This is a genomic window from Nonomuraea sp. MTCD27, assembly GCF_041950495.1.
Taxonomy (GTDB): Bacteria; Actinomycetota; Actinomycetes; order Streptosporangiales; family Streptosporangiaceae; genus Nonomuraea.
The window spans coordinates 52,016-75,276 of the sequence record NZ_JBGNUW010000019.1 but is presented as its reverse complement, the minus strand read 5'-3'; the positions used below and the strand labels follow the sequence as shown (position 1 = coordinate 75,276).

General features: G+C 72.2%; 18 protein-coding genes. 11 read left to right on the top strand and 7 right to left on the bottom strand.

Annotation, left to right across the window (positions count from 1 at the left end; all coding sequences use genetic code 11):
* The first annotated feature begins 7 nt into the window (after positions 1–7).
* Complete coding sequence (lexA, locus tag ACBJ59_RS43785) at positions 8–676, top strand: transcriptional repressor LexA (RefSeq protein WP_375116010.1); 669 nt, start codon at positions 8–10, stop codon at positions 674–676.
* A 35-nt stretch (positions 677–711) separates the two neighbouring features.
* Here lexA and ACBJ59_RS43780 read toward each other — a convergent pair whose 3' ends face one another.
* A complete protein-coding gene (locus ACBJ59_RS43780) occupies positions 712–3,660 on the bottom strand; it encodes a hypothetical protein (protein WP_375116009.1) in 2,949 nt (982 codons plus the stop codon).
* Positions 3,661–3,811: 151 nt separating this feature from the next.
* Between ACBJ59_RS43780 and ACBJ59_RS43775 the strand changes: the two genes are divergently transcribed.
* The 3 genes from ACBJ59_RS43775 (at position 3,812) to ACBJ59_RS43765 (ending at position 6,494) form a co-directional block, all read left to right on the top strand.
* Entirely contained in the window at positions 3,812–4,042 is a 231-nt protein-coding gene (locus ACBJ59_RS43775) for a hypothetical protein (RefSeq protein WP_375116008.1), read from the top strand.
* 230 nt (positions 4,043–4,272) lie between these two features.
* Positions 4,273–5,574: an alkaline phosphatase family protein gene (locus tag ACBJ59_RS43770; RefSeq protein ID WP_375116007.1), complete on the top strand. Its 1,302-nt coding sequence runs from the start codon at positions 4,273–4,275 to the stop codon at positions 5,572–5,574.
* A 143-nt stretch (positions 5,575–5,717) separates the two neighbouring features.
* On the top strand, positions 5,718–6,494 hold the full coding sequence (locus ACBJ59_RS43765; protein WP_375116006.1) for an LLM class flavin-dependent oxidoreductase: 777 nt from the start codon (positions 5,718–5,720) through the stop codon (positions 6,492–6,494).
* 58 nt (positions 6,495–6,552) lie between these two features.
* Here ACBJ59_RS43765 and ACBJ59_RS43760 read toward each other — a convergent pair whose 3' ends face one another.
* The 5 genes from ACBJ59_RS43760 to ACBJ59_RS43740 all read right to left on the bottom strand — a co-directional run bounded on the left by ACBJ59_RS43760 (position 6,553) and on the right by ACBJ59_RS43740 (position 13,408).
* Positions 6,553–7,389 (bottom strand): carbohydrate ABC transporter permease, encoded by an 837-nt coding sequence (locus tag ACBJ59_RS43760; RefSeq protein ID WP_375116005.1) that lies wholly within the window; start codon positions 7,387–7,389, stop codon positions 6,553–6,555.
* Entirely contained in the window at positions 7,386–8,327 is a 942-nt protein-coding gene (locus ACBJ59_RS43755) for a carbohydrate ABC transporter permease (RefSeq protein ID WP_375116004.1), read from the bottom strand. The genes ACBJ59_RS43760 and ACBJ59_RS43755 overlap by 4 nt, the downstream gene beginning before the upstream one ends.
* A gap of 63 nt (positions 8,328–8,390) precedes the next feature.
* A complete protein-coding gene (locus ACBJ59_RS43750; RefSeq protein WP_375116003.1) occupies positions 8,391–9,695 on the bottom strand; it encodes an ABC transporter substrate-binding protein in 1,305 nt (434 codons plus the stop codon).
* A gap of 213 nt (positions 9,696–9,908) precedes the next feature.
* Positions 9,909–10,949 carry a LacI family DNA-binding transcriptional regulator gene (locus ACBJ59_RS43745; protein ID WP_375116002.1) on the bottom strand — a complete coding sequence of 347 codons (1,041 nt, stop codon included), beginning with the start codon at positions 10,947–10,949 and terminating at the stop codon, positions 9,909–9,911.
* Positions 10,946–13,408: a glycoside hydrolase family 2 protein gene (locus ACBJ59_RS43740; RefSeq protein WP_375116001.1), complete on the bottom strand. Its 2,463-nt coding sequence runs from the start codon at positions 13,406–13,408 to the stop codon at positions 10,946–10,948. The genes ACBJ59_RS43745 and ACBJ59_RS43740 overlap by 4 nt, the downstream gene beginning before the upstream one ends.
* Positions 13,409–13,715: 307 nt before the next feature.
* On the opposite strand from ACBJ59_RS43740, the gene ACBJ59_RS43735 reads away from it, so the two are divergent.
* From ACBJ59_RS43735 to ACBJ59_RS43720, 4 genes are all read left to right on the top strand, one after another.
* Positions 13,716–16,166: a cellulase family glycosylhydrolase gene (locus ACBJ59_RS43735; RefSeq protein WP_375116000.1), complete on the top strand. Its 2,451-nt coding sequence runs from the start codon at positions 13,716–13,718 to the stop codon at positions 16,164–16,166.
* A gap of 10 nt (positions 16,167–16,176) precedes the next feature.
* Entirely contained in the window at positions 16,177–17,577 is a 1,401-nt protein-coding gene (locus ACBJ59_RS43730; RefSeq protein ID WP_375115999.1) for a glycosyl hydrolase, read from the top strand.
* A gap of 99 nt (positions 17,578–17,676) precedes the next feature.
* Positions 17,677–18,138: a GNAT family N-acetyltransferase gene (locus ACBJ59_RS43725; RefSeq protein ID WP_375115998.1), complete on the top strand. Its 462-nt coding sequence runs from the start codon at positions 17,677–17,679 to the stop codon at positions 18,136–18,138.
* Between the two features lie 111 nt (positions 18,139–18,249).
* Positions 18,250–19,317, top strand: coding sequence for a hypothetical protein (locus tag ACBJ59_RS43720; RefSeq protein WP_375115997.1), 1,068 nt, complete (start codon positions 18,250–18,252; stop codon positions 19,315–19,317).
* Positions 19,318–19,355: 38 nt separating this feature from the next.
* Here ACBJ59_RS43720 and ACBJ59_RS43715 read toward each other — a convergent pair whose 3' ends face one another.
* Complete coding sequence (locus ACBJ59_RS43715; RefSeq protein ID WP_375115996.1) at positions 19,356–20,753, bottom strand: serine hydrolase domain-containing protein; 1,398 nt, start codon at positions 20,751–20,753, stop codon at positions 19,356–19,358.
* A 123-nt stretch (positions 20,754–20,876) separates the two neighbouring features.
* Between ACBJ59_RS43715 and ACBJ59_RS43710 the strand changes: the two genes are divergently transcribed.
* The 3 genes from ACBJ59_RS43710 to ACBJ59_RS43700 all read left to right on the top strand — a co-directional run bounded on the left by ACBJ59_RS43710 (position 20,877) and on the right by ACBJ59_RS43700 (position 23,241).
* Positions 20,877–21,623 carry a TetR/AcrR family transcriptional regulator gene (locus tag ACBJ59_RS43710; RefSeq protein WP_375115995.1) on the top strand — a complete coding sequence of 249 codons (747 nt, stop codon included), beginning with the start codon at positions 20,877–20,879 and terminating at the stop codon, positions 21,621–21,623.
* Positions 21,624–21,775: 152 nt separating this feature from the next.
* A complete protein-coding gene (locus ACBJ59_RS43705; RefSeq protein ID WP_375115994.1) occupies positions 21,776–21,949 on the top strand; it encodes a hypothetical protein in 174 nt (57 codons plus the stop codon).
* An 89-nt stretch (positions 21,950–22,038) separates the two neighbouring features.
* Positions 22,039–23,241 (top strand): erythromycin esterase family protein, encoded by a 1,203-nt coding sequence (locus ACBJ59_RS43700; protein WP_375115993.1) that lies wholly within the window; start codon positions 22,039–22,041, stop codon positions 23,239–23,241.
* The last annotated feature ends 20 nt before the right edge of the window (positions 23,242–23,261 follow it).

Genomic DNA, 23,261 nt, shown 5'->3' with positions numbered 1-23,261 from the left:
CTCTAGCATGTCGCACGTGACCACCTACGACGATCATGACGCGTTCGAGTACCTGGACTTCTCGGCCCTGCCGCAACGCCAGCAGCGGATCCTGGCCACGATCCGGGACTGGGTGGTCAGGCACGGCTACCCGCCGAGCACCCGCGAGCTCGGCCACGCGGTCGGGCTGCGGTCGTCCTCGTCGGTGTCGAAGCACCTGAAGAGCCTGGAGGAGAAGGGGTTCCTGCGCCGCGGCACGACGATGACCCGGCCGATCGACGTGCGCCTGTTCCTGCGGGCCTCGGCGCCGGAGCCGGCCGCGGACCTGGTGACCGTGCCCGTGGTCGGGGACATCGCCGCGGGCATCCCCATCCCGGCCGACGAGCGCGTGGACGACCTGCTGACCCTGCCCCGCGACCTCACGGGGCGGGGCAACGTCTTCGCGCTCCGGGTGCGGGGCGACTCGATGATCGACGCCGCCATCTGCGACGGCGACATGGTCGTGGTACGGCAGCAGCCGGAGGCGCACTCGGGCCAGATCGTCGCCGCGATGATCGACGGCGAGGCCACCGTCAAGGTGTTCCGCCGCCGTGACGGGCACGTACTTCTCGAACCGCGCAACCCCGCCTACGACGTGATCGACGGCGACGAGGCCGTGGTGCTGGGCATCGTGGTCTCGGTCCTCCGCAACGTCTGACCCTGCTCCCGCGCCCGTCCTGCCACTACCGCTGATCAGTTGCTGCCGGTCAGCTGTTCGTGCAGGGTGCGGGCGGTGCGTACGAAGCCGCTCGACCCCTTGCGGGCCGCCACCTCCGCGACCGCGGGGACGGGACCGCGCGCACCGGCCCAGCGGGCGGCGTCGATGGCGAAGGTGAGCGCCTGGGTGTGCCCGGCATGCGACCGCTCGTCCGGCCCCGGCAGGTAGACGGGCAGCAGCCCGGTCATGATCTCCCACACCTGCCGGTGCGCACCCAGTTTCGCGCACCCCTCCAGCGCCGAGCGCAGCGGACCGAACTTGGCCACGTCCCTGCGCAGGGACAGCCCGAGCTGCCGCCCGCACTCCACGGCGGGCAGGATGCCGGCCGCCGCCGCGCCCAGCAGCAGCCCCTGGCCGCGCTCGGGCCAGCCGTACACGCCCCGCTCGGCCAGCTGGGCGGCGATCAGCAGCGCCAGCGCCTCGCCCACCGGCCCGTCCTGGGAGAACAGCGCCGCCACGTACTGGTAGAAGTAGCCGGGCCGGCCCCAGGCGTTGAGCAGGTGGGGCAGGAGGTGCATGGCCACCGCCTCCCGGTCGGAGGGCAGCGCCAGCCGCCAGGAGTCCATGTACACCCCGCCCTCTTCGTAGGTCCAGGGATTCGGGTCGGACAGCAGCGCGTCGACCAGCGGCAGCCCCGTCGGCTCGATCCGGATGCGGGGGCGCAGCCGGGGACTGTGACCGCCCCGCTGCCGGTCGTGCGTGTAGTCGCCGCCGGCGTGCGACCAGTCCACGCGCATCTCCGGCGCCGGCCGGTCGGCCAGCCAGCGCGCCAGCGTGGCGCCCGCCCGCGAGGTCAGCTTCCCGGCGCGGTCGATCACCTCGGGGTCCACCTCGCGCGGCAGTCGCAGCAGCGCCTGCCCCAGGTCGGCGGGGAGGGCCTCGACGCCGGCCGCCTCGTATCCCTCCAGGCGGGCCACCAGCTCGGCGGGATCGAGGTGGCCGGAGGTGAGCGTCGGGGTGGCCAGCAGGTACGGCGGCAGCGTCCCGGCCTTCAGCGCGGCATACACCTCGGCGCAGCGCATCAGCATGGCGTAGTGCGGCGTCGAGACGTGCCTCGGATCCGGCAGCCGGTCCCGCGGCCCGGCCTCTTCCTGCTCGCTCGGCTCTGCCCAGTTGCCCGACGACATGATCGACACGCCCAGGATCTCCGCTTCGAGCGGCGGGCCCTGCGCCGAATCCGCCAGGTTGCCCAGTGGAACGCCGCGTCGCGTGAGGTCCGCGGCGATGCTCTCCCGCAGCTCGGCGGGCAACCGGCCGAAGTCCGTCTCGAAGTCGCCCTCAGGGGTGCGCACGCCGATGACATGCCTGGCGTACAAGGGGGCGCGCTCGGGCTCGGGGACGGGCGGCTCCTCGCCGGGGTTCGCGGCCTCGCGCAGCAGCGCCTCCGTCCACTCCTCCAGGCGGTTCCACTGGCGGCGGCCGTAGATCCGGCCCTGGCCGGGGCGGGGCCGCTCGGCCGGGTCGCGGACGAAGCCGGCCAGCCACCGCTCGAAGGTGATGCCGTCGTGAACCCAATGGTAGGCGGCGGTCAGGTCGTCGAGCGGCGGCGGGAACGGCTCGCGGGCCGGCGGCTCGAACGGCGGCAGCGTCCCCGGCTCGAAGTCGTCGACCGGTTCCGGCTCCGCCACCGCGCCGTACGCCTCCGACAGCCGCGCCGCCAGCTCGGCGGGCAGGACACCCGCCGCCGTACGCACGGCCTCGGCCCCGGCGGGCGTGAAGCGGGCGGCGTGCTTGACGGCCAGGCGCACCGTGCGCTCGCGCACCTCGTAGGACTCGCACAGGAACGCCGAGGCGAGAGCCGGGGCCAGGTCGTCGAGGTCGCCGGCCGCGTCGCGGGCGGCCTGGTCGAGCAGGGTGAGCCCGGCGCGCACGAGCTTGCCCTCGGGTCGGAACAGCAGCGCCGACACCGCCTCGTTGACCTCCCCACCGCTCAGCCCGCCCCCGCTGCTCCGCCCCCCGCCGGTGCTCGACCCGCCTCCGCCGCCGCTGCTCCGCCCCCCGTCGCTGCTCGACCCGCCTCCGCCGCCCATCCCGCCCGCGCCGCGCAGCTGCCGCAGCGCCAGCTCGGCCACCGGGCCCGGCGCGGCGGGCAGCAGGCGCAGGTAGTCGCGGGTGCGCTCCGGGCTCGGCGCCGGGTCGAGCATCTCGTGCAGGCGGGCGAAGAAGCGCAGGTCGGTGGCGCTGCCGCCGCGCAGGAACCGGCGTACGCAGCCCTCGACCAGCGGCTCGGGGGCCAACCGGCCGGCCGCGACCGCGTCGCGCAGCGCCCCCAGCCAGGTGCGGCGGCCGGAGTCCCAGGAAGGCGGGTCGACGTTGTCGTCCCGCAGCTCCCGGCCCACTCCCTCGGCCTCGAACAGCCGGGGCACCAGGTGCTCGGCCAGCGGGTCATGCTCCAGGTCCGGCGGCTGCGACACCCAGGCGGTGGTGAGCGGGTCGTGGTCGGGCGGAACCGCGCCGGAGCGGCGCAACAGCTCCAGGGCCAGCGGCACGCTGTCGTCCCTGGCCTGGGCACGGCTGCCGCGCAGCCGCAACGCCAGCCGCACGGCGAGGTCGGCCTGCCACTCCGGCGGCCGTGCGGCGATCACCCGCAGCAGCGGCCCGAAGTCGAGCGGCCGCCGCCAGCGGGTGAAGTCGCGCCGGTAGAGCCAGGTCGCGACGGCCGCCGCCCCGCCGAGCACGCCCGCGCCGGCGACCCGCACGGGCTCGATCCAGTCTTCTCCGTCGGTCCAGTGGCCCTTGCGCCGGGCGCGTTCGGTGCTCTCCTTCCTGGCGACGCCGATGTGGCCGGGCAGCTCGCGGGCGACCTCGCGGCGCCCGGCCTCGTCGAGGGCCAGCACCGCGTCCGCGACCAGGGCCGGGTCGCCGGCGGCGACGGCCGCGCGCACGCCCGGCCAGGCCGCGCCCGTGGGGGGTTGTGTCGTCATGCCGCACACCGTAGAGATCGGCTCCGACAGAACCAGAGTGCGCTGGCAAAAGGAGCAGAACCCTTCTGGACGCGGGAGCCGCGTCTACCGTGAACAGGGCAAGGGCTAGGAAAAGGTGTTCTCCGGGACTTGCGGGGGTGGTCTTGTGACGATGTCAACCATCATGGCGGCCGGTTTCGTGATCGCGGTGGCGATCATCATCATCGCGGTGTTGCGGTCCCTGCTGACCGGCGGGCGCACCATGCGGAGGGGATCCGGCAATCCCGGAATCCCGTACGGCGGGAGTTCGGGCCCGTCCGCCGGGGGCGGCTGGGACGGCGGCTCGTCGGGCGGCGACGGGGGCGGGGGCGACTGCGGGGGCGGCGGGGGCGGCGGCGGATGACAGGGTTGCGCCCCTGAACGGGCGCTGGACAGCCCCGAAGCCGCTGCTGACCGTCCCGAAGCCGCTGCTGGACGGCGGCCTGCCGCGGAAGTGCCGCCGCACCAGCCCGGCCACTGCGCGTACGCCGGCGCAGCCGGGCGTTCACGCGGCTGTCACCCTGCTGCCGGTGTGATCGTTCGCCACTGATCTCTACGGTGGTCACGACCATCACGGGAAGCAGGGGAGCATCGATGTCGATCTCTCGACGTACCGTTCTGAGCGGCCTCGCGGCGGTCGGCGCCGTCGGGGCAGGGGCGCCCGCGGCGTGGGCCGCCGGATCACGCCGGGCCGGGCAGCCGGCCAAGCACGTCGTCCTGGTGGACTGGGACGGCTTCGACCCGCGTTACCTGGGGCGCGTGGCGACCCCCAACCTGGACCGGCTGATGGCCCGGGGTGTCCTCGCGACCGCCGAGGCGACGTTCCACACGGTCTCCAACCCCTGCCGCGCGTCCATGAGCACGGGCGCCTACCCGGAGGTGCACGGCAACGTCGCCTACGTGTACGACCCGGTGAGCGGCAGGGCGCAGGGGCAGAGCCGCTTCCTGGCGGCCGAGACGATCGCCGAGGCCCTGGCCGCGGAGGGGCGCACCGTCGCCTCCGTGCAGTGGTACATGATCCAGGACCACGGCGTACGGTACGGCGACCCGGAGCACCTGTACGTCCAGCCCGGCGGCGGGTTCGGGCAGCGGGTGGACGTGGCGATCGACATTCTCAACCTGCGGCCGGTGCTGTCGAACGGGCAGCCGGTGACCGTGCCGAAGATCCCGGATCTGCTCGCCGTCTACAGCTCCGACCTCGACGGGCTGGGCCACGACGAGGGGCCGGACAGCCCGGGCGTCGCCGAGCTGCTGGCCGAGCACGACCACCAGCTCGGCCGGCTGGTGCAGGCCACCAAGGACGTCGGCATCCACCGGGACACCGCCTTCCTGCTCACCGGCGATCACGGTATGACGGCCTGGAACCGTACGTTGCTCCCGCAGGTCATCGGGGCCGTCGAGGCTCTCGGGCACAGCGTCGAGGTCGTTCCGTCGGGTGCCGCCCCGGCTGCCGGCACCGAGGTCGTCATCGTGCCCAACGCGGTCCGGGTGGGCGACATCACGCTGCGCGGCGGCGCGTCCGATCCGAAGGCCAAGGCCAGGATCCGGGCGGCGCTCCGCCGGCTGCCGGAGATCGGCCGGGTGCTCGACGACCGCGACCTGCGCTCCCTGCACGCCGGCGACAAGCTCGGCGACCTGGTGGCCGAGGCGAGGCCGCCGTGGGGTTTCGCCCTCTCCGAGCCGCCGGCCGGGCAGTGGCGCGGGGCGCACGGCAGCCTGAGCGAGAGGAGGGTGCCCCTGCTGCTGTCGGGGGCGGGGATCCGGCCCGGCACCCGCCTGCACCGTCCGCGCCTGATCGACGTCGCCCCCACCATCGCGGCTCTGCTCGGCACCCGGCCGCCCGCGCACGCCCAGGGCCGCGACCTGACCGGAACCGTGCGGTCCGACCTGCTCTAGCGGGTCCCGCCCGCGCCGGCGGCCGGCCGGAGCGGGCGGAGTGCGGCCAGGACAGCAGCCCCGTACCGGAGAAGGACGGGAGAGACGCGCGGAAGAGCGGGCCTGGAGGCGCTGCCCCGCGTGCGCGGGCATAGCCTTGGATCATGGTGCACTTCGCGGTGGGGCTGCCGAATGTCGGCGCGTTCGGGGATCCTCAGGTGCTGGTCGAGTTGGGTGTCGCGGCCGAGGAGCACGGCTGGGACGGGGTCTACGTGTGGGACCACCTGCTCTACCACGATCGCGGCTGGCCGGTCGCCAACCCGACGGTGGTGTTGTCGGCGCTCGCGGCCCGCACCAGCCGGATCCGGTTGGGCGTGCTGATGATGGCCCTGCCGCGGCGGCGGGTGCAGACGGTGGCGAAGGAGACCGCGACGCTGGACGCGCTGTCCGGCGGGCGGCTGGTGTTCGGCGGCGGTCTGGGGTCGATGGACGCGGAATACGCGGACTTCGGTGAGGACCCCGACCTGAAGGTGCGCGCCGCCAAGCTGGACCGCGGTCTGGAGGAGCTGACGCGGCTCTGGGCCGAGCTCCGGCCGGCGCCGGTGCAGCGGCCGCGGATCCCGATCTGGTGCCCGGGCCGGTGGCCGACCCGGGCGGGGTTCCGGCGGGCGGTCCGGTGGGACGGCGCGATGCCGACCTTCCACGACTACGGCCAGGAGCGGCCGGTGCCCGTCTCCGAGTTCGCCCGGGTGGTGGACTTCCTGGCCGCGGAGCGGGGGTCGCTGGACGGGTTCGACATCGCACTGGAGGGGCGCGCCGCGGACGGGCTGGTCGACGGGTACGCGGCGGCGGGCATGACCTGGTGGGTGGAGGCGATGGGCTGGTGGCGCGGCGGCGTCGAGGACGCCCGGCGGACCATCGCCGCGGGCCCGCCCCGCTGACCCGCCCGGTCGGCGGGCGGGGCGGAAGAGGGTTCCCCAGACGTCGGCGCGACAAGCGTCACTTCGCCGCGCCCCGCGTCAGGCCGTTGTAGATGAAGCGCTGCAGCAGCAGGAAGGCGGCCAGCGTCGGGACGATCACCAGGATGGCGCCCGCCGAGATGTTCTCCCAATGCGCGCCGAAGGGCCCCTTGAAACGGAACAGCGACGTCGAGATCGTGCCGAGGCTCTGGTCGGGCATGTAGAGGAAGGGGATGTAGAAGTCGTTGTAGACGGCGATGCCCTTGACGATGACGACCGTCGCGATCGCCGGCTTGAGCAGCGGCAGGATGATCTTCCGGTAGATGGCGAACGCGGAGGCGCCGTCCAGGCGGGCGGCCTCGTCCACCGAGACCGGGATGCTCCGGATGAACTGCAGGAAGATGTAGATGGCGACGATGTCGGTGCCGAGATAGAGCATGATCGGCGCCAGCCGGGTGTTGAACAGCCCAAGCTGGTCGATCACCTGAAATGTCGTTACCTGCGTGGTGATGCTCGGCACGAGCGTGGCGAAGAGGAACAGGCCGACGACAAGCCTCCTGAACCGGAAGGTGAACCGGTCGATGGCGTACGCGGCCGCCGAGCCGATGAACACGGTCCCGACGATCGACACCACCAGGATGACGAAGGTGTTCGACGCGGCCTCCGCCATCCGCCCCTTGTCGAAGGCGGTGACGTAGTTGGCGAGGTTCAGCCAGTCGGACGGCGGCGTCAGCGGGCCGCTGCCGGCCGCCAGCTCGTCGGAGGTCTTCAGCGAGGTGAGCAGCACCACGCCGAGCGGCAGGAGCACGACCACGCTCGCCGCGACCAGGGACAGGTACTTGAGCGCGCTCGCTACCCGGGCGCGGGCGGCGGTCATGACGGGGTCACCCTTTCTTCGGGTACGAGCCGGCGCTGCAGCCAGGCCACCAGCAGGATGATGACGAGCAGCACCACCGCGGCGGCCGAGGCGAGCCCGGTCTTGTTGAAGCGGAAGGCGAGCTTGACGGTCTGGATCACGAAGGTCTCGCTGGCGCCGGCCCCGCCGGTCATGATGTACGGGATCTCGAAGACCGACAGGCAGCCGGAGATCGCCAGGATCGCGGTCAGCCCGATGATCGGCCGCAGGCTGGGCGCGATGATGTGGCGGAACTGCTGCCACCGGCCGGCCCCGTCGAGCTCGGCGGCCTCGTACAGCTCCGGCGGGATCGACTGGATGGCGCCGAGGAACAGCACGAAGTTCAGCCCGAGAAAGCGCCACACCGACACCCCGGCCAGCGAGAAGTTGACCAGGTCGGGGTCGCCCAGCCACAGGTGCTCCCCGCCGACGCCGAACAGCCGCAGCACCGAGTCGAACGTGCCGCCTTCCTGGAAGAAGTAGAGGAAGACGAAGCCGATGGCCACCCCGTTGATCAGGTAGGGGAAGAACAGGATGCCCTTGAACAGGTTGCGGAAGCGGGTGTTGAAGCTGAGGATCGTGGCGAAGTACAGGGCGAGCACGATCTGCAGGACGGCGGCGCCGAGGTAGTAGGCGCTGGCGACGAAGACCTTGAACAGTTCGGGACGGGTGAAGATCTCGGCGTAGTTCTCCAGCCCCGTGAAGGTGTAGTCGGGGCTGACGCCGTCCCAGTCGGTGAAGCTGTACACGACCATGTTGATGATCGGCACGTAGGAGAAGGTGACCAGCAGCGCCAGCGGCACGAGCAGGAACAGCCACGGGGTCAGGCCCTGCCTCCAGTCGCGGCGGCTCCTGGAGTGGCGTGCCGCGTCCCGTGGTCGCGTGCCTCCCGCGGCGCCGCGCCTCAGGGTTGACGTCATCTCTGCCTTTCCGTTGGTCGGGCCCGGTGCCGGCGGATCGCGCCGGCACCGCGGGCGGGAGCGTCAGGCGGCGGACTGCTGCCCGGCCTTCCACTTGGCGGACAGGTCGGCGAGCACGCTGTTCAGATCGCCCTTGGCGGCACCCCGGGCGACGTCGATGAGCTTCTGCCGGTAGTCGGGCGACTTGATCCCGACCTCGGACTCCTTGTCGATGTTGTCCACCAGGATCCGCTGGTCGGTCTCCATCTCGATGAGCTTGACGCCGGCGTCGCTGTACGGCTTGAGCGCCGAGGGCAGCGGGTCGGCCTTGACGCTGGAGACGCCCTGGTTCACGGCGGAGAATCCGGACCTGTCGACGAACCAGTCCAGCCAGGCCCGCGCGGCGGCCTTGTTCCGGGAGTGGCTGTTGACGGCGTACTGGTAGTCGGGGTTGAGCACCGAGCAGAACGAGCCGCCGGGCTGGGACGGGAAGGGCATGAACCCGATGGAGTCGGCGCTGCGGCCGGCCGTGGTGGCGGCGGCCTGCATCTGCGGGATCGCCCACGACCCGAGCCACATCGCGCCGACCTTGCCGGTGGCGATGAAGTTCTTGGAGTCCTCCCAGTTGGTGGTGGTCGGGTCCTTCTCGGTGAGCTGCTCGCGCACGGCGTTGAACAGCAGGGAGTCGATGACGTTGAGGTCCTTGCCGGCGGCCCACGGGTCCTCGGTGGTCATCGCCCTCTCGGCCTTGACGTCACAGGTGACCGAGCCCAGGGCGTTGGTCCAGTTGCTGAGCGGCCAGCCGTCCTTGTAGTTGGTGTACAGCGGGGTCGCGCCGGTCTTCTCCTTGACGGCCTTGAGCGCGGCGAGGAACTCCTCGGGCGTCTTGGGCCATTCGGTGACGCCGGCCTTGGCCCACAGGTCCTTGTTGTAGACGAAGCCGTTGGCCGAGGCGAAGGAGACGATGCCGTAGACCTGGTCGTTGACCGTACCGGCCTGGACGAACTTGTACTTCTGCGACAGCTCCGCGGCCGGGCCGAGCGGGGCGAAGAACTTCGGGTAGTCGCCCTTGGCGATCGCGTTCGGGATGAGCAGCACGTCACCGTAGTTGTCGGTGTTCATGCGGATCTTGACTTCGCCCTCGTAGTCCGTGATCGCCTCGAACTTGACCTGGACGTTCGGGTGGACCTTGGCGAACTCGTCGGCGTACTTCTTCATCGTGCCGTCGTTCACCAGGTCGGTGCGGTTGGTCAGGACCGTGATGTCACCGGAGATCTTCGCAAGGTCTCCCGCCGTCGCGGTCTCCTTGCTCGCCCCGCTGCCGCCGCAGGCGGCGGCCAGGGCCGCGACCGCCGCGAGGGCCAGACCGGTCAGCGCCGTTCTGCGCATCTCACACCATCTCCTATCCGAAGCGCGTTGATTGCGGTGAACAGTGGCATGTCGTGTTTAGTCGCAACAGGGACGAAGTTTTGAAGATACAGAACCGTTACCGGCAGTTCAGGCGATGAGCGAATAGGCATGCCTGTCTACCTGGGGAAATATGGACTTGAACGGTTTAGGTCGATGAGGGCGTGCAGGGGTGCCGTACGAGCCGGAGCTGGGTCAGCGGCGCCTGGCGGTGGTGCCGCGCGGGACGAGCACGGGGGTCGGCACGGAGCCGACGTCCGTCTTCCCGTGGTCGATGAGGTCCATCAGGCGCCGGGCGACCTCGGCGCCGAACGCGAAGACGTCGTGGCTCATCGCCGACAGCGGGGGGTGGGTGAGCCGGCACAGCTGCGAGTCGTCCCAGGCCAGCAGGGACAGCTCGGCGGGCACGGGCACGCCCATCTCCGTGGCCACCGACAGGCCGGCCACGGCCATGATGTCGTTGTCGTACAGGATGGCCGTGGGCCGCTGGGCCGAGGACAGCAGCGCGCGCGTGGCGCGCGCGCCCTGCTCCCCGGAGAAGTCGGTGGGCAGGATGCGGCCCATTTCGAGGTTGAGGTCAGCCACAGCCTTGGAGAACGCCTCGCTCCTGATCGCGCTGTGCCCCAGCGCGGCCGGGCCGCCCACGCGGGCCAGCCGCCGGTGCCCGAGCGCGGCCAGATAGCGCACCGCCTCGGTGACGGCCGCGGCGTCGTCGGTCCACACCGACGGCAGCCCGCCGGTCAGGTCCGGATGCCCGACGGCGATCACGGGCAGGCGCAGCGCGCCGGCCGCGGCGATGCGGGGGTCGTCGATGGTGAAGTCGACCATGATGGAGCCGCTGATCTGCCTGCTGCGGCCCCAGCCGTCGAGGACGCCGATCTCCTCGCCCACGTCGCGCACCAGTCGCAGCAGCAGCGAGTGGGCCCGCTCGGCCAGCACGCTCTCGATGCCGGAGACGAACTCCATGTAGAACGGCTCGAGCCCGAGCATGCGGGCCGGCCGGGCGATGACCAGCCCCACGTTGCTGACCTGCGTCGAGGCCGACGACAACGACCGGGCGGCCTGGTTGGGCAGCCAGCCGAGCTCGCGGGCGGCCTTGAACACCTTCTCCCGCGTGGCGGCGGACACGCCCGGCTTGTCGTTCATGGCCAGCGAGACCGAGCCCTTCGACACCCCTGCTCGCTGGGCGACCTCGGCGATGGTCACCTTGCCGTCGGGCCGGGCGGCGGAGCTCATGGCCGGGGGACCCCTTCCGCCGCGTTGACGCAGAACAGCGCCGACCGTACGGAGGTCTCGTCGGAGGTGTCCAGGCCCGTCACGGAGATCGTGACGCTCTCGCCGGGCAGCAGCGTGACCAGCCCGCGGTCGGCCACGGCGGCCGGGCCCAGCCTGTCGGCCTGCAGCAGCAGGTCACGGACGAAGGAGCGGGCGGTGATCACAACGTCGAGCGTACCGTCCGCGGCGTCCAGGCGCAGATCGAGCTCGGGGGCCGGGAAGGCGAAATCCTTGTCCGCGCGGCCGAGCACGACATCGCGCAGGCCGCCGGCGTCGGCCACCAGCAGCTCCTCCCCCGCGTCCTTGAAGTCGGCCACCGTCAGCGGCAGCAGCCCGACCGAGCGCGGCGGCACGGCGAACGGCAGCCGCTCCTCGGCCAGGCCGGAGCCGTCCGCGCGCAGCCTGCGCACCACCGCGGTGCCCTGCCACGGCTCCGGCGACTGGTTGTCCACGGCCAGCACGCGGGCGCCGTCCCTGCGCTGGAAGGTCAGCAGCCGGTCGGCGTAGAGCCGGCGCAGCTCGTGATAGAGCGGCTTGGGCCGGGCCGCGCCGTCGATCGCCGCCCACGAGGTGACCGGCCAGCAGTCGTTGAGCTGCCACACGACGGTTCCGGCGCACACCGGCCAGTGCGACCGCCAGTGCGCGACCGCGGTCGCGACCGCGCGCGCCTGGTTGACCTGGGTGAGGTAGTGCCAGTGGTCGAAGCTCGCGGGGGCGGTGAAGTGGTGGGCCAGGCCGCGGTCCAGCTTGCCGTTGCCGTCCTCGGCCTTCTGGTGGTGCAGCATGCCGGGCGAGGTGGGGGTGAGGGGGTCGTCGCCGAGCCATTCGCGCAGCGTGGCGTGGGCGGGCGGCGCCTGCCAGCCGAACTCGGCGGCGAAGCGGGGCACGTCGTTGAGGTAGTCGGTGTAGTCGCGCCGGTTCCACGCCTCCCAGAAGTGCGAGGGTCCGTGGGCGGGGTCGTTGGGGTGGTGGTTCCAGGAGCCCGACCAGGGACTGCCCGCGTTGTACGGCCGCGTCGGGTCCAGCTCGGCCACCACGCGCGGCAGCAGCCCGAGGTAGTAGCCCTCACCCCAGCTGTCACCGGCCAGCGCGGCCTCCCACTTCCAGTCGCGGAACCCCCAAAGGTTCTCGTTGTTGCCGTTCCACAGCACGAGGCTGGCGTGCGGGCTGAGCCTGGTGACGTTCTCGCGGGCCTCGGCCTCGACCTCGCCGCGCAGCGGCTGCTCCTCCGGGTAGGCGGCGCAGGCGAACAGGAAGTCCTGCCAGACCATCAGGCCCAGCTCGTCGCAGGCGTCGTAGAAGGCGTGGTCCTCGTAGATGCCGCCGCCCCAGACCCGGACCAGGTCGACGCCGGCCTCGGCGGCCTGGCGCAGCCGGTGCCGGTAGCGCTCGGGGGTGATCCGGGCGGGCAGGGCGTCGTCGGGGATCCAGTTGACGCCCCGCGCGAAGATCGGCTCGCCGTTGAGGCGGAGGGTGAACGCGGTGCCGTGCTCGTCGCGCGACTCGTCCAGCTCGACCGTGCGGAACCCCACGCGCCGCCGCCAGCGGTCCAGGACCCGGCCGGTGCCGGTGTCGGACAGGACGACCACGCAGTCGTACAGGGGCTGGTCGCCGTGGCCGCGCGGCCACCACAGGTCCGGGTCCGGGACCTCCAGCACGGCGACCGCGCCGTCCTCGCCCGCCGGGATGGCGCGCCTGACCGCGTGCCCCGCCGCCTCGACGGTGAGCGTCAGCTCCCGGCCCGCGCCCGTCCCGGTGCGCTCCAGCTCGACGTGCGCCTCGATCCGCCCGTCGCCGCCGGCGACGGTGACCAGGGGCCTGACCGAGGCCAGCCGGGCGGTGCTCCAGCTCTCCAGCCGCGCCGGGCGCCAGATGCCGGCCGTGACGAGGGTGGGCCCCCAGTCCCAGCCGAAGCCGGCGGCCATCTTCCTGATGTAGTTGAACGGGTCGGGATACTCGTTCGGCCGCGGGCCCAGCCGCTCGCGCAGCGCCTCGGCCTCGGTGTAGGCGGAGGTGAAGCGGACCGACAGCGCCGAGCCCGCCCGCACGCGCCCGGTCACGTCGAACCGGTACGACCGGTGCATGTTCCTGGTGCTCCCCAGCTCCACCCCGTCCAGGAGCACCCGGGCGACGGTGTCGAGCCCGTCGAAGACCAGGTCCGTACGCTCGAAGCCGTCCGGCACCCCCTCCAGCACGGTGTCGTAACGCCAGTCCGCCCGGCCCACCCACGCCACCTCGAGCTCGTTGAGGTCGCGGTACGGGTCGGGGATCAGCCCGGCCGCCAGCAGGTCCGCGTGGACGCAGCCGGGCACCCGGGCGGGCAGAGCCCCGTCCCGGAGCCGTTCGAGGCCGGCGGGGGCCTCGCCGCCCGTCAGGCGGAGCGTCCATCCCGAGTCCAGTGCCTTGCTCTGCTTCGTCACCCGCTGCTCCTTGATCATGGCAATGGGACAAAAGCCCCGATACGCCGGATCAAGGTAGCGATTCGCCCTGAACATGTCTAGACCGTTTTAGGTATCCACTAAACCAGCAGGCCGCCGACCTGCCCGGCGACGCTCCGGCGCCGCCGATGCCGGTTCAGGGAGCTGAACCGGGTAAATCATCGGCAACTCCTGCGTCACATCCCGTTGACATCGTTGTCACACTCGTTCTATGGTCAGGCCACTTATCCGGTAAAGCATTCGTTCAGTCGCTTGCCCGGCCTCCGCACCCCCCACGAAAGGTGCCGACATGCGATCCCTCACCTGGGCGGGCCTGGCCCTGCTGGCCCTGGCCGTCTCCTTGGCCCCACCCGCGCACGCCGAATCCCCCGACTTCCGGTCCCTGAACACCCGCTTCGTGACGCGCACGGAGTCCCGTCTCGACCTCGGCGGCGAGCAGTTCCGCTTCGCCGGCACCAACATCTACTGGCTCGGCCTGGACGAGAACGTCGGCGGCGTCGGATACCCGACGTTCTTCCGCATCCGCGACGCGCTCGACACCGCCAAGGCCATGGGCATGACCGTGGTGCGCTCGCACATGCTGGCCTCCACCGGCAACGAGCTGTCGATCCTGCCGTCGAAAGAGGAGGGCTTCAACGAAAGGGCGTTCGACACGGTGGACTACGCGATCGCCTACGCCGGCTCGATCGGGATCCGCCTGGTGCTGCCCCTCACCGACGAGTGGTCGTACTACCACGGCGGCCACCGCGACTTCACCGACCCGTACGGGCTGCCGTCGCCGGCCTTCTACACCGACGAGCGCGTGATCGCCGACTACCAGGCCTACGTCGAGCACGTCATGCACCGCGTCAACCCGCTCACCGGCCTGGCCTACAACGCCGACCCCACCATCATGGCCTGGGAGTTCGGCAACGAGCTCGAAGGCATGACGCTCGACTGGCTCACCGCGAACACCGCCAGGTTCCGCCAGTGGGCGCCGCGCCAGCTCATCGCGGCCGGCCGCCGCTTCGACATCGACCCCGACACGCTCGCCGTGCCCGGCATCGACATCGTGGACGTGCACTACTACCCGCCGACGGCCGAGCGAGTGCGCGCCGACGCGGCCACGGTGACCGGCGCGGGCAAGGTCTACCTCGCCGGCGAGTACGCCTCCACCTCGGCCACCAAGGACCTGCTCACCCCGCTGGCCGGCGACCGGAACGTCACGGGCCTGCTGTCGTGGTCGCTGTTCGGCCACGGCGACCGCAACGGGTTCGTCCAGCACGACGACGGCTTCACCCTGCACTACCCGGGAGACGACGAGCGGATGCGCGCCTCGGTCGAGGCGCAGATGGCCTTCGCGGAGCAGCTCGGGGACGGCCGCCCGGTGCGGGTCGGCCCGCCGCTGATCACCCAGGTGGGCAAGCGTGCCGGTCTGAACGAGCTGCGCTGGCGCGGCACGGCGGGCGCGAGCGGCTACGTCGTGGAGCACCGGTCGCACGGACGCTGGACCTCCGCCCACGAGGGCACGCTGAGCGACAACCAGACGCCGTGGATCGACCCGGTGGCGCGAGGCGACGTCACGTACCGGGTGGTGCCGGTCGACCGGCACGGCCGCCGCGGCCACGCCTCCGAGCCGATGCGCGTGACCGGGGCGCAGATCGTCCTCATCGACCCCTTGCAGACGACCGGCCTGGCCAGCGGCCACGAGAACGTCACCATCACCCCGGACGGCGCACGGGCGGACGGGAGCGCCTGGATGTCGTGGAGCAGCCCCGGCCTCCGGCGCGTGCGGTTCGACCTGGCCGGCCGACCGCGGGTCCGGGTGCAGGTCTCGGACGACGGCTCCGGCTGGCGGACCGTACCGCATGAGAGCGGGAACGGGCAGGTCACGGCCGACGCCGAGGGGGCCGGTCACGTCCGCGTGTCATGGAGCGGCCGCACCGGGCTGACCCGGGCCACGCTCTGGTCCGCCGACCCCGCCCCGGTCACCTCTCCCCCGGCCGCGTCCGCCCCGCTCACCCCCGCTCCGGGCGCGCAGGGCGTGCTGGGCTCGCCGGCGTTCTCCTGGGAGCCCGCCGCGGGCGCGGGCTACTACACCCTCACCGTCTCCGGGCACGCGGACCTGAGCGACCCGGTGCTGTCGGCCACCGCGCTCACCACCACCGAGTACGCCACCACCGGCGGGCTGGAACCCGGGGTCACGTACTACTGGCAGGTCACCGCGGTGAACGCGGCCGGCCGGACGAGCGGGAGCGTGGCCTCGTTCACCACCCGGCCGCTGCCCACCGCGCCCGCCGTCGTGGACGACTTCTCGTCCTACGCCGACAGCGCGCACCTCGCGCGGACTTACGTGCGCAACGCCAACGGCGACCAGATCACCCCGCGGCTCCAACCGGGCAAGGCCATGCGGCTGGACTACTCGCTCGGGTCCGCCGGGTACGCGGGCGTCACCCGCACCTTCTCCCCTTCCCTCGACCTGTGGGGGCATCAGGGCCTGGAGCTGCGGCTGAGCGGAACAGGCGGGCCCGCGAAGATCACGATCCAGTTCGTCACCGGCGGCGTCTACTTCGAGCACACGCTCGACGCCGCGCCGGACGGCACCGTCCGCATCCCCTTCACGGAGTTCGATCACCCGGGCTGGGCCGGGTCCGGCCCGCTCGACCTGACCCGGTTCGAGCAGCTGTCGTTCTACGTCGGCGGCGGGCCGGGCGACGGCACGCTCACCGTCGACGAGGTCACCGCCTACCCCACCGCATAGGAGGACCACGATGCGCACCCCCCGATCCCGCCTCTTCCTGGCCCTGCTGCTGGCACTCGGCGTCGTCGCCGGCCTCACCGCTCCCGCCCACGCCTTCCCCGCCGCCACCCGAGCCGACCTGATCGCCTACCTGGGCGGCATCTCCGGCCGGTACACCCTGTCCGGGCAGCACAACCGCGAGCCCAACAGCGACCCCACCAGGTACACCCGCCTGGCCCAGGGCATCACCGGCCAGACGCCGGGCCTGTGGGGCGGCGACTTCCTGTTCGCCCCGGCCGACATCGCCGCCCGGCAGACGATGGTCAACGAGGCGATCCGTCAGTGGCAGGGCGGCTCCGTCGTGGCCCTGACGTGGCACATGTGCCCGCCCACCACCGGCCCCACCTGCGGCTGGGACTCCGGCGGCGTGCTCGGCCACCTGTCCGACAGCCAGTGGAGCCAGCTCGTCACCGACGGCACGAGCCTCAACACCGCCTTCCGGAACCGGCTCGCCGAGGCCGTGCCCTACCTGCGGCAGCTCCAGAACGCCGGCGTGCCGGTGCTGTGGCGGCCCATCCACGAGATGAACGACGGCTGGTCCTGGTGGGGCGGCCGGCCGGGCGCGAACGGCAGCCGCCGGCTCTACCAGATCACCTACGACTACTACCGGGCCCAGGGCCTGACGAACCTCGTCTGGGTCTGGAACGTCAAGGACGTCTCCATGGGCTCCGTGGGCGAGTACTGGCCCGGCGCGGCCTACGCCGACGTGGCCTCCCTCGACGTCTGGGCGAAGATGGAGCCCTCCGCCTCCGACTACCAGGCGATGCTGACCGTGGCCGGCGGCAGGCCGATCTCGCTGGCCGAGGTGGGCCGCGCCCCCAGCCCCGCGCTGCTCGACGCCCAGCCGCGCTGGACCTGGTTCATGGTGTGGGCGGAGTGGCTGACCGACCCGGCCTACAACACCAGCGCGAGCGTGCAGGCCAGCTATTTCGGGCCGCGCGTGCTCAACCGGGGCGAGTTCACCGTCGGCGGCGGCTCCCGTACGGGGAAGATCAGGGGCGTCGGCGGCAAGTGCGTGGACGTCGCCGCCGCCGATCCGGCCAACGGCACCCGGGTGCAGCTCTACACCTGCGACGCCAACGGCACCGCCCAGGCGTGGACGGTCGGCGCCGACGGCACGCTGCGCGCCCTGGGCAAATGCCTGGACGCGGCGGGCGGCGTGAACGCCGACGGCACCAAGGTGCAGATCTGGGACTGCGCCGGCGGTAACCCCAACCAGCAGTGGCGCCACGACGGCGTGACCCAGCGCCTGGTCAACCCGGCCACCGGCAGGTGCCTGGACGCCACCGGGCAGAGCTCGGCCGACGGGACCCCGCTGCAGCTCTGGACCTGCACGACGAACGCCAACCAGAAGTGGACCCTGCCCGCATGAGCGGCAGACGTTCCCGGGTTTGACGCCTGTGGCCGCCCTGGCCCGGTCGGCGGCACCACGCCGTACACCGGAGGGCGGCCTTCGGCCATCATGGCCTGCATGTCGATCAGAACCGCCGTTCCCGATGATCTGCCCTCCCTGCTCGCGCTCGCCGTGGACTTCTACGCGGAGGACGGGTTCACCACCGCCGAAGCCGATCTGCGCACCAACCTGACCACGCTGATCGCCTCCACCGCGGCCCGCGTCGCGGTGAGCGAGGAGGACGGCCGCCTGGTCGCGTTCGCCATCACCACGACCACGTTCGGGCTCGAGTCCGGCTTGATCGCCGAGCTCGAGGACCTCTACGTCGCCCCGGGCGCGCGCCGGCGCGGCGAGGCCCAGCGGCTCATCGAGGACAGCCTGAGCTGGTCCGCCGGCCGGGGATGCGGTCAGCTGGAGATCGTGATCGCCCCGAACGGGCAGGACGTGAGCCACCTCTTCGACTTCTACCGCAAGCGCGGTTTCCGCGACGAGGGCCGCCGGCTGCTCAGCCGGCCCCTGAAGCCGCACGCCGGCGGATGAGCACCGTGCGGGCCTCGCCGCGGGCGAATGGCCGAACCCGCGCGAGCGACCGCCTTTCCGACCCATACTTGCGGGAGAAGCACGACGCCCGTCATGCGGCCGGAGGCTCCCGTGGATCAAGATGCTCCGCCACCTCGCCCAGAGGGGCAGCCGACTCCATCGGGCCAGCCGCCGTACGGCGGATATTACGACGCGTGGTGGTCGGGCCCGAGCCGCCGGACCAGATCCGCCGCGGCGTCCTGGCTCTTCCGCATCGCCCTGTGGCTCACCCCGATAGTCGTCACCGGGCTCCTGGCCCTGATCACCACGAGAAGCCAGCCGGGCGAGCGGCCGGAAATCCATCTCGGGGTCACCTATTCGAGCCACCTGAGCTGCCATGACGCCTGCACCGTCTGGGCCGGCACGGAGACGATCACTCTCGAACTGCCGGCGCAGGTGCCGGAACTGAGCGGCGTGACCGGCACATTGTCGGGAAAGGGGTGGGCGAGCGCGCCGACGCCCGCGCGGTTCGGCAAGACTCGCGCCCAGGCGTTCACCCGTACGGTGCACCTCCCCCAACCTGCCACCCCCACCGGCTTCCCGGTCACCATCACCCACCGCATCCCGATCCCGGCCGTGGTCGAAGGCCGGGAGAGCATGGGAGTCGTCCGCGGGACCAGCGAGAACGTGATGATGGTGAATGCCGCCGGCCTGCGGCGCACGAGAGAGTTGATCGGCAGGCCGTTGCCGGTCTTCCTCATCCCCGGCGAGGGCTCCAAGGTCGTCCTCAGACATCCTCGCCTCTCCGTCGAGGCCACGACGCCGACCTCCGAACCCGTCGCCATGTCGGGCGGGCGCGAGGAACGCACCATCGACGTCAGCGAACCCGACGCCTACGACGACCACGCGGTGACGGTCGACGTCCGCGCCACGGCGCTGCGGGAATCGACCATAGCCACGGTGCTGGAGGTCCGGCACTCGGTGTGGGCCTGGCTCGTCGTCCTCGCCCTGCTGGGTCTCGTCGCCGCGGCCGTGCGGAGAAGGATCGACCTGAGACTCGACCGGGTCCGCCTGCCCGCCCCCGCGTCGGCCGCACCGGCACCGCCCGCCGCCGCGTCGGCCGCGCAGGCGCCACCCGAGGCCGTGCCCTTCACCCGGCCACCGCCACGGGGCAAGCGGAAGCGCCGGAAGAAGCGATGAGCCGAGCGATGAGCCCGAGGAGCTGACGGGCGGCCGGATCAGGCCGTGGAGACGGCGACCTTCGGTGTCGCTCGCATGCCGAAATAGACGTAGGGCGTGCCGTCCGGAAGCGTCCCGAACACCAGGGGCAGCCAGGGCGCGCTGACGGGACCGAGGCCCGGCATCGCGAGCACCGTGTCGGACACCGGCACCAGGTCGGTCTCGATCGGCGGTGAGTAGGCGGCCATCCCGCCCGTCAGCTGCAACCGCAGGCGAGGGACGCCGTCGCGCTCGCCGATCGTGAGGCGGACCCCCTCGCGTTCGTACGTGCCCGCGAGCCCCGCGACGTCGACCGGCCGCCGCGGTTCCGGGGCGGGGGCGAAGGCGTCGGGCATCCGTACCCCGGCCAGTTCGCCGAGCAGTTCCTGGAACAGGTCGACGAACAGGCCGGTCGCGCCGCCGCCGTTGGTCAGCAGGGCGGCGACGACGCCGCTGCCGGGCACGACCCGCAGGTACGAGAACTGCCCGACCGCGGCGCCGTCGTGGCCGTAGCCGGCGACGCCGTCCCAGTCGTACAGCGCCCACCCGTGGCCCCAGCCGTCCGCCATGAACGACCACCTGTCCGGGCAGCCGGCCACGCGGCGCCGCATCGTCGCCGCCGACTCGGCGGACAGCACGCGCGTGCCGTCGGGCGCGGTGCCGCCGTCGAGGTGCATCCGCGCGAAGCGGACAACGTCGGCGGCGGTGATGAGGACACGCCCGTACGGCCCGGCCGAGCGCGGCAACATGTCCCACGCCGGCGCCGGGTCCGGGTCGGCGCCCAGCTCGCCGAGATGGCCCATCGCCACCCGGAAGCGCAGCGCCTCCTCCGGCAAGGTCATCGAATGCTCGAGGCCGAGCGGTGCCAGCAGCCGGTCGCGCAGCGCGTCGTCCCAGGTCCGGCCGGTGACCACCTCCACGACCCGGCCGAGGATCGCGTACCCGGTGCTGCAGTAGGAGATGACGGTCCCCGGCGGGCAGTCCTGGCCCACGTCCGCGCACGCCGCCACGTACCGGGCGAGGCAGTCGTCGCCGCGGCCGGTGTCGTGGGTGAAGTCCCCGGCGATCCCGCTGGTGTGGCTGAGCAGCCGCCCGATCGTCACGCTCTTCGTGACCTCGTCCTCGGCGACCGCGAAACCCGGCAGGACGTCGGCGACCCTGGTGTCGAGCCGCAGCTCACCGGAGTCGACGAGCTGCATCACCAGCGTCGCCGTGTACACCTTGGCGATCGAACCCGACTGGAACACCGAATCCGTGGTCACCTCCACGCCGGTCCCCCGGTGCAGCACCCCGCTGGCCAGCTCATGGATCCTCCCGCCGGCCAGCACCGCCAGGGCGGCCCCCGGCACGTGGTGAGCGGCGCGCAACGCGTCCAGCCTGGCCTGCCAGCGGTCGGCGTCGAATGGCGATGACGGCATGAGGACAGCCCCTTTCACACAATGAGCCGCACAGTGTGCGGCAGGTCCGCACACTGTACGGTCACCGCACAGTGTTCGCAAGTCGTACGCTGTGCGGAACGGATCGTCGTGAAGGAGACGCGCATGCCGGCCGACCAGCAGCCGTACCCGTCGGTGTGGGCCCGCCCGCAGCGGACCCGGCGCGAGCAGCCGCCGCTGAGCCGGGAGCAGATCGTGTCCACGGCGCTCGAACTGCTGGACGCCGAGGGCATCGACGCCCTGAGCATGCGCAAGCTCGGCGCCCGCCTGAACGCCGGGGCCACCTCGATGTACACGCACGTGACCAACAAGGACGAGCTGCTCGAACTGGTCGTCGACGAGGTCTACGGCGAGGTCGAGCTGCCGGTCGCCGGCGATCCGGCGGGCTGGCGCGCGGCCGTCACGCGCTACGCGCACAGCATGCGGGCCGCGCTCCTGCGCCACCCCTGGATCGTCTCCGTGCTCGGCGAGGCCGGCGTGGCCTACCTGGGGCCGAACGTGATGCGGCAGAACGAGGCCGTCCTCACCGTGTTCGAGCAGGGGGGCTTCACGCTGGCGGCGGCCGATCGGGCCCTGAACACGGTCGTGGCGTACGTCATCGGGGTGTCGACCAGCGAGGCGGCCTGGTTGACCCGGCTCGCGCGCAGCGGCCGGAGCGAGCAGGAGTGGGCCGAAACCCTGTGGCCGGCCGCCGAGCGGGCCGCGCGGGACTACCCGCGGCTGCGGAAGCTGTACGCCGCCCAGCGCGACCGGCACTCGAGCGCCACCCGCGACGACGACTTCGACGCCGGGCTGCAGTGCGTCCTCGACGGCCTGGCCGCCCGCTTCGCGCCCGCGGGGGATGCGTCGTAGCCGAGCACGCCACGCCGGTGACGGCGTCCGCGCCCGAAAAATTGCCATCAATCCTCATCCGGAAAGCGGCCTCTCACGAACCAACGGCAAACCACTGGGGCGGTCACGGCGGCCTCCGGACGGCCACGGCCAGCGTCGTCAAGGTCGGCGTCGTGATGGCGCTGCTGCTCAAGGCCCAGCGCGAGGGGCGCGACCTGCTCGGGCTGATGGCCGGGGTGGCGCCGGAGCAGGCGTGGGGCGTCAGCGCGTCGGGGCGCGCGGGCGCAGGCGTGCACGCGGTGGAGCGGGTTAGCCGGCTGGTCACCGACGCTCCGGCCACCAGGTGACCGAACCATCGTTTGAGGGTTTCACCTGGCGATCCCGGCTGTTACGACGGCCAAGTCTCCACCGAGAGTTCAACGATACCGTTTAAGGCATGGATGCTGACATCAAGGACATCACCCATGCCGTCGAGGCCGCCTCCCTTCTGAGGCTGCTCCCGGCCCGGCCACGGCTGCTCGGCCTGGGCGAGCCCACCCACAGCGCGGAGATCCTGCTCGACCTGCGGAACGAGCTCTTCCGGCAACTCGTGGAGCAGGAGGGCTACCGGTCGATCGCGATCGAGAGCGACTGCCTGATGGGCCTGGTCGTGGACGACTACGTCACCTCCGGCACGGGCACCCTCGACGAGGTCATGGAGCGCGGCTTCAGCCACGAGTGGGGCGCGCACGCGGGCAACCGCGAGCTCGTGCGCTGGATGCGCGCGTACAACGAGGGCCGGCCCGCGGCGGAGCAGGTGCGGTTCGCCGGTTTCGACGGGCCGCTGGAGATCAGCGCCGCCGCGAGCCCTCGCCAGGTCCTCACCGCGCTCCACGGCTACCTCGCCGCCCGGGTGGACGCGGACCTGCTCCCCTGCACCGCGGAAACGCTCGACCGCCTGCTCGGCGCCGACGACCCGTGGACGAATCCCGCCGCGGCCATGGACCCGTCCCAGTCGGTCGGGCGGTCGGCCGAGGCCAGGGAGCTGCGGCTGCTCGCCGACGATCTGGCGGCGCTGCTCGACGCGCACCGGCCGCACCTGGTCGCGACCTCCGCGCCGGACGAGTGGGACCGGGCCCGCCTGTACGGGCGCACCGCCACCGGCCTGCTGCGCTACCACTTCTGGATGACCGACGCCACACCGGTTCGCTGGTCGCGGCTGGCGAGCGTGCGGGACTCGATGATGGCCGCCAACCTCCTCGCCGTCGCCGAGCGCGGCCCGGCGCTGGTCCACGCCCACAACACCCATCTCCAGCGGGAATCGAGCACGATGCGGATGGGCGACCACCTGCTGGAGTGGTGGGGCGCCGGCGCGATCGTGAGCTCCCACCTGGGCGAGGGGTACGCCTTCGTGCCCACGGCCCTCGGCACGATCCGGCACCAGGGAGTGGACACCCCGCCACCGGACACCCTCGAAGGTCTCCTGTACGCGCTCCCGGAGGACCGCCACGTCGTCGACGCCCACCGGCTGGCCGCCGCGCTCGGCGACCCGAGGCCCGCCCCGCGCGTGTCCCCCTGGTTCGGCTACGCCTCGCTGGACCCGGCCCACCTGGACGGTTTCGACGGGATCGTGTTCGTCAAGGACGTCCCGGAGAGCTAGGCACGGGCATCGGTCCAGGC

Bases quoted from the DNA above. Each gene is read 5' to 3' on its own strand.
- ACBJ59_RS43755 (WP_375116004.1), bottom strand. From the start codon at position 8,327: ATGACGTCAACCCTGAGGCGCGGCGCCGCGGGAGGCACGCGACCACGG.
- ACBJ59_RS43710 (WP_375115995.1), top strand. From the start codon at position 20,877: ATGCCGGCCGACCAGCAGCCGTACCCGTCGGTGTGGGCCCGCCCGCAG.
- ACBJ59_RS43780 (WP_375116009.1), bottom strand. From the start codon at position 3,660: ATGACGACACAACCCCCCACGGGCGCGGCCTGGCCGGGCGTGCGCGCG.
- ACBJ59_RS43760 (WP_375116005.1), bottom strand. From the start codon at position 7,389: ATGACCGCCGCCCGCGCCCGGGTAGCGAGCGCGCTCAAGTACCTGTCC.
- ACBJ59_RS43735 (WP_375116000.1), top strand. From the start codon at position 13,716: ATGCGATCCCTCACCTGGGCGGGCCTGGCCCTGCTGGCCCTGGCCGTC.
- ACBJ59_RS43750 (WP_375116003.1), bottom strand. From the start codon at position 9,695: ATGCGCAGAACGGCGCTGACCGGTCTGGCCCTCGCGGCGGTCGCGGCC.
- ACBJ59_RS43730 (WP_375115999.1), top strand. From the start codon at position 16,177: ATGCGCACCCCCCGATCCCGCCTCTTCCTGGCCCTGCTGCTGGCACTC.
- ACBJ59_RS43775 (WP_375116008.1), top strand. From the start codon at position 3,812: ATGTCAACCATCATGGCGGCCGGTTTCGTGATCGCGGTGGCGATCATC.
- ACBJ59_RS43770 (WP_375116007.1), top strand. From the start codon at position 4,273: ATGTCGATCTCTCGACGTACCGTTCTGAGCGGCCTCGCGGCGGTCGGC.
- ACBJ59_RS43745 (WP_375116002.1), bottom strand. From the start codon at position 10,949: ATGAGCTCCGCCGCCCGGCCCGACGGCAAGGTGACCATCGCCGAGGTC.
- ACBJ59_RS43700 (WP_375115993.1), top strand. From the start codon at position 22,039: ATGGATGCTGACATCAAGGACATCACCCATGCCGTCGAGGCCGCCTCC.
- lexA (WP_375116010.1), top strand. From the start codon at position 8: ATGTCGCACGTGACCACCTACGACGATCATGACGCGTTCGAGTACCTG.
- ACBJ59_RS43715 (WP_375115996.1), bottom strand. From the start codon at position 20,753: ATGCCGTCATCGCCATTCGACGCCGACCGCTGGCAGGCCAGGCTGGAC.
- ACBJ59_RS43725 (WP_375115998.1), top strand. From the start codon at position 17,677: ATGTCGATCAGAACCGCCGTTCCCGATGATCTGCCCTCCCTGCTCGCG.
- ACBJ59_RS43765 (WP_375116006.1), top strand. From the start codon at position 5,718: ATGGTGCACTTCGCGGTGGGGCTGCCGAATGTCGGCGCGTTCGGGGAT.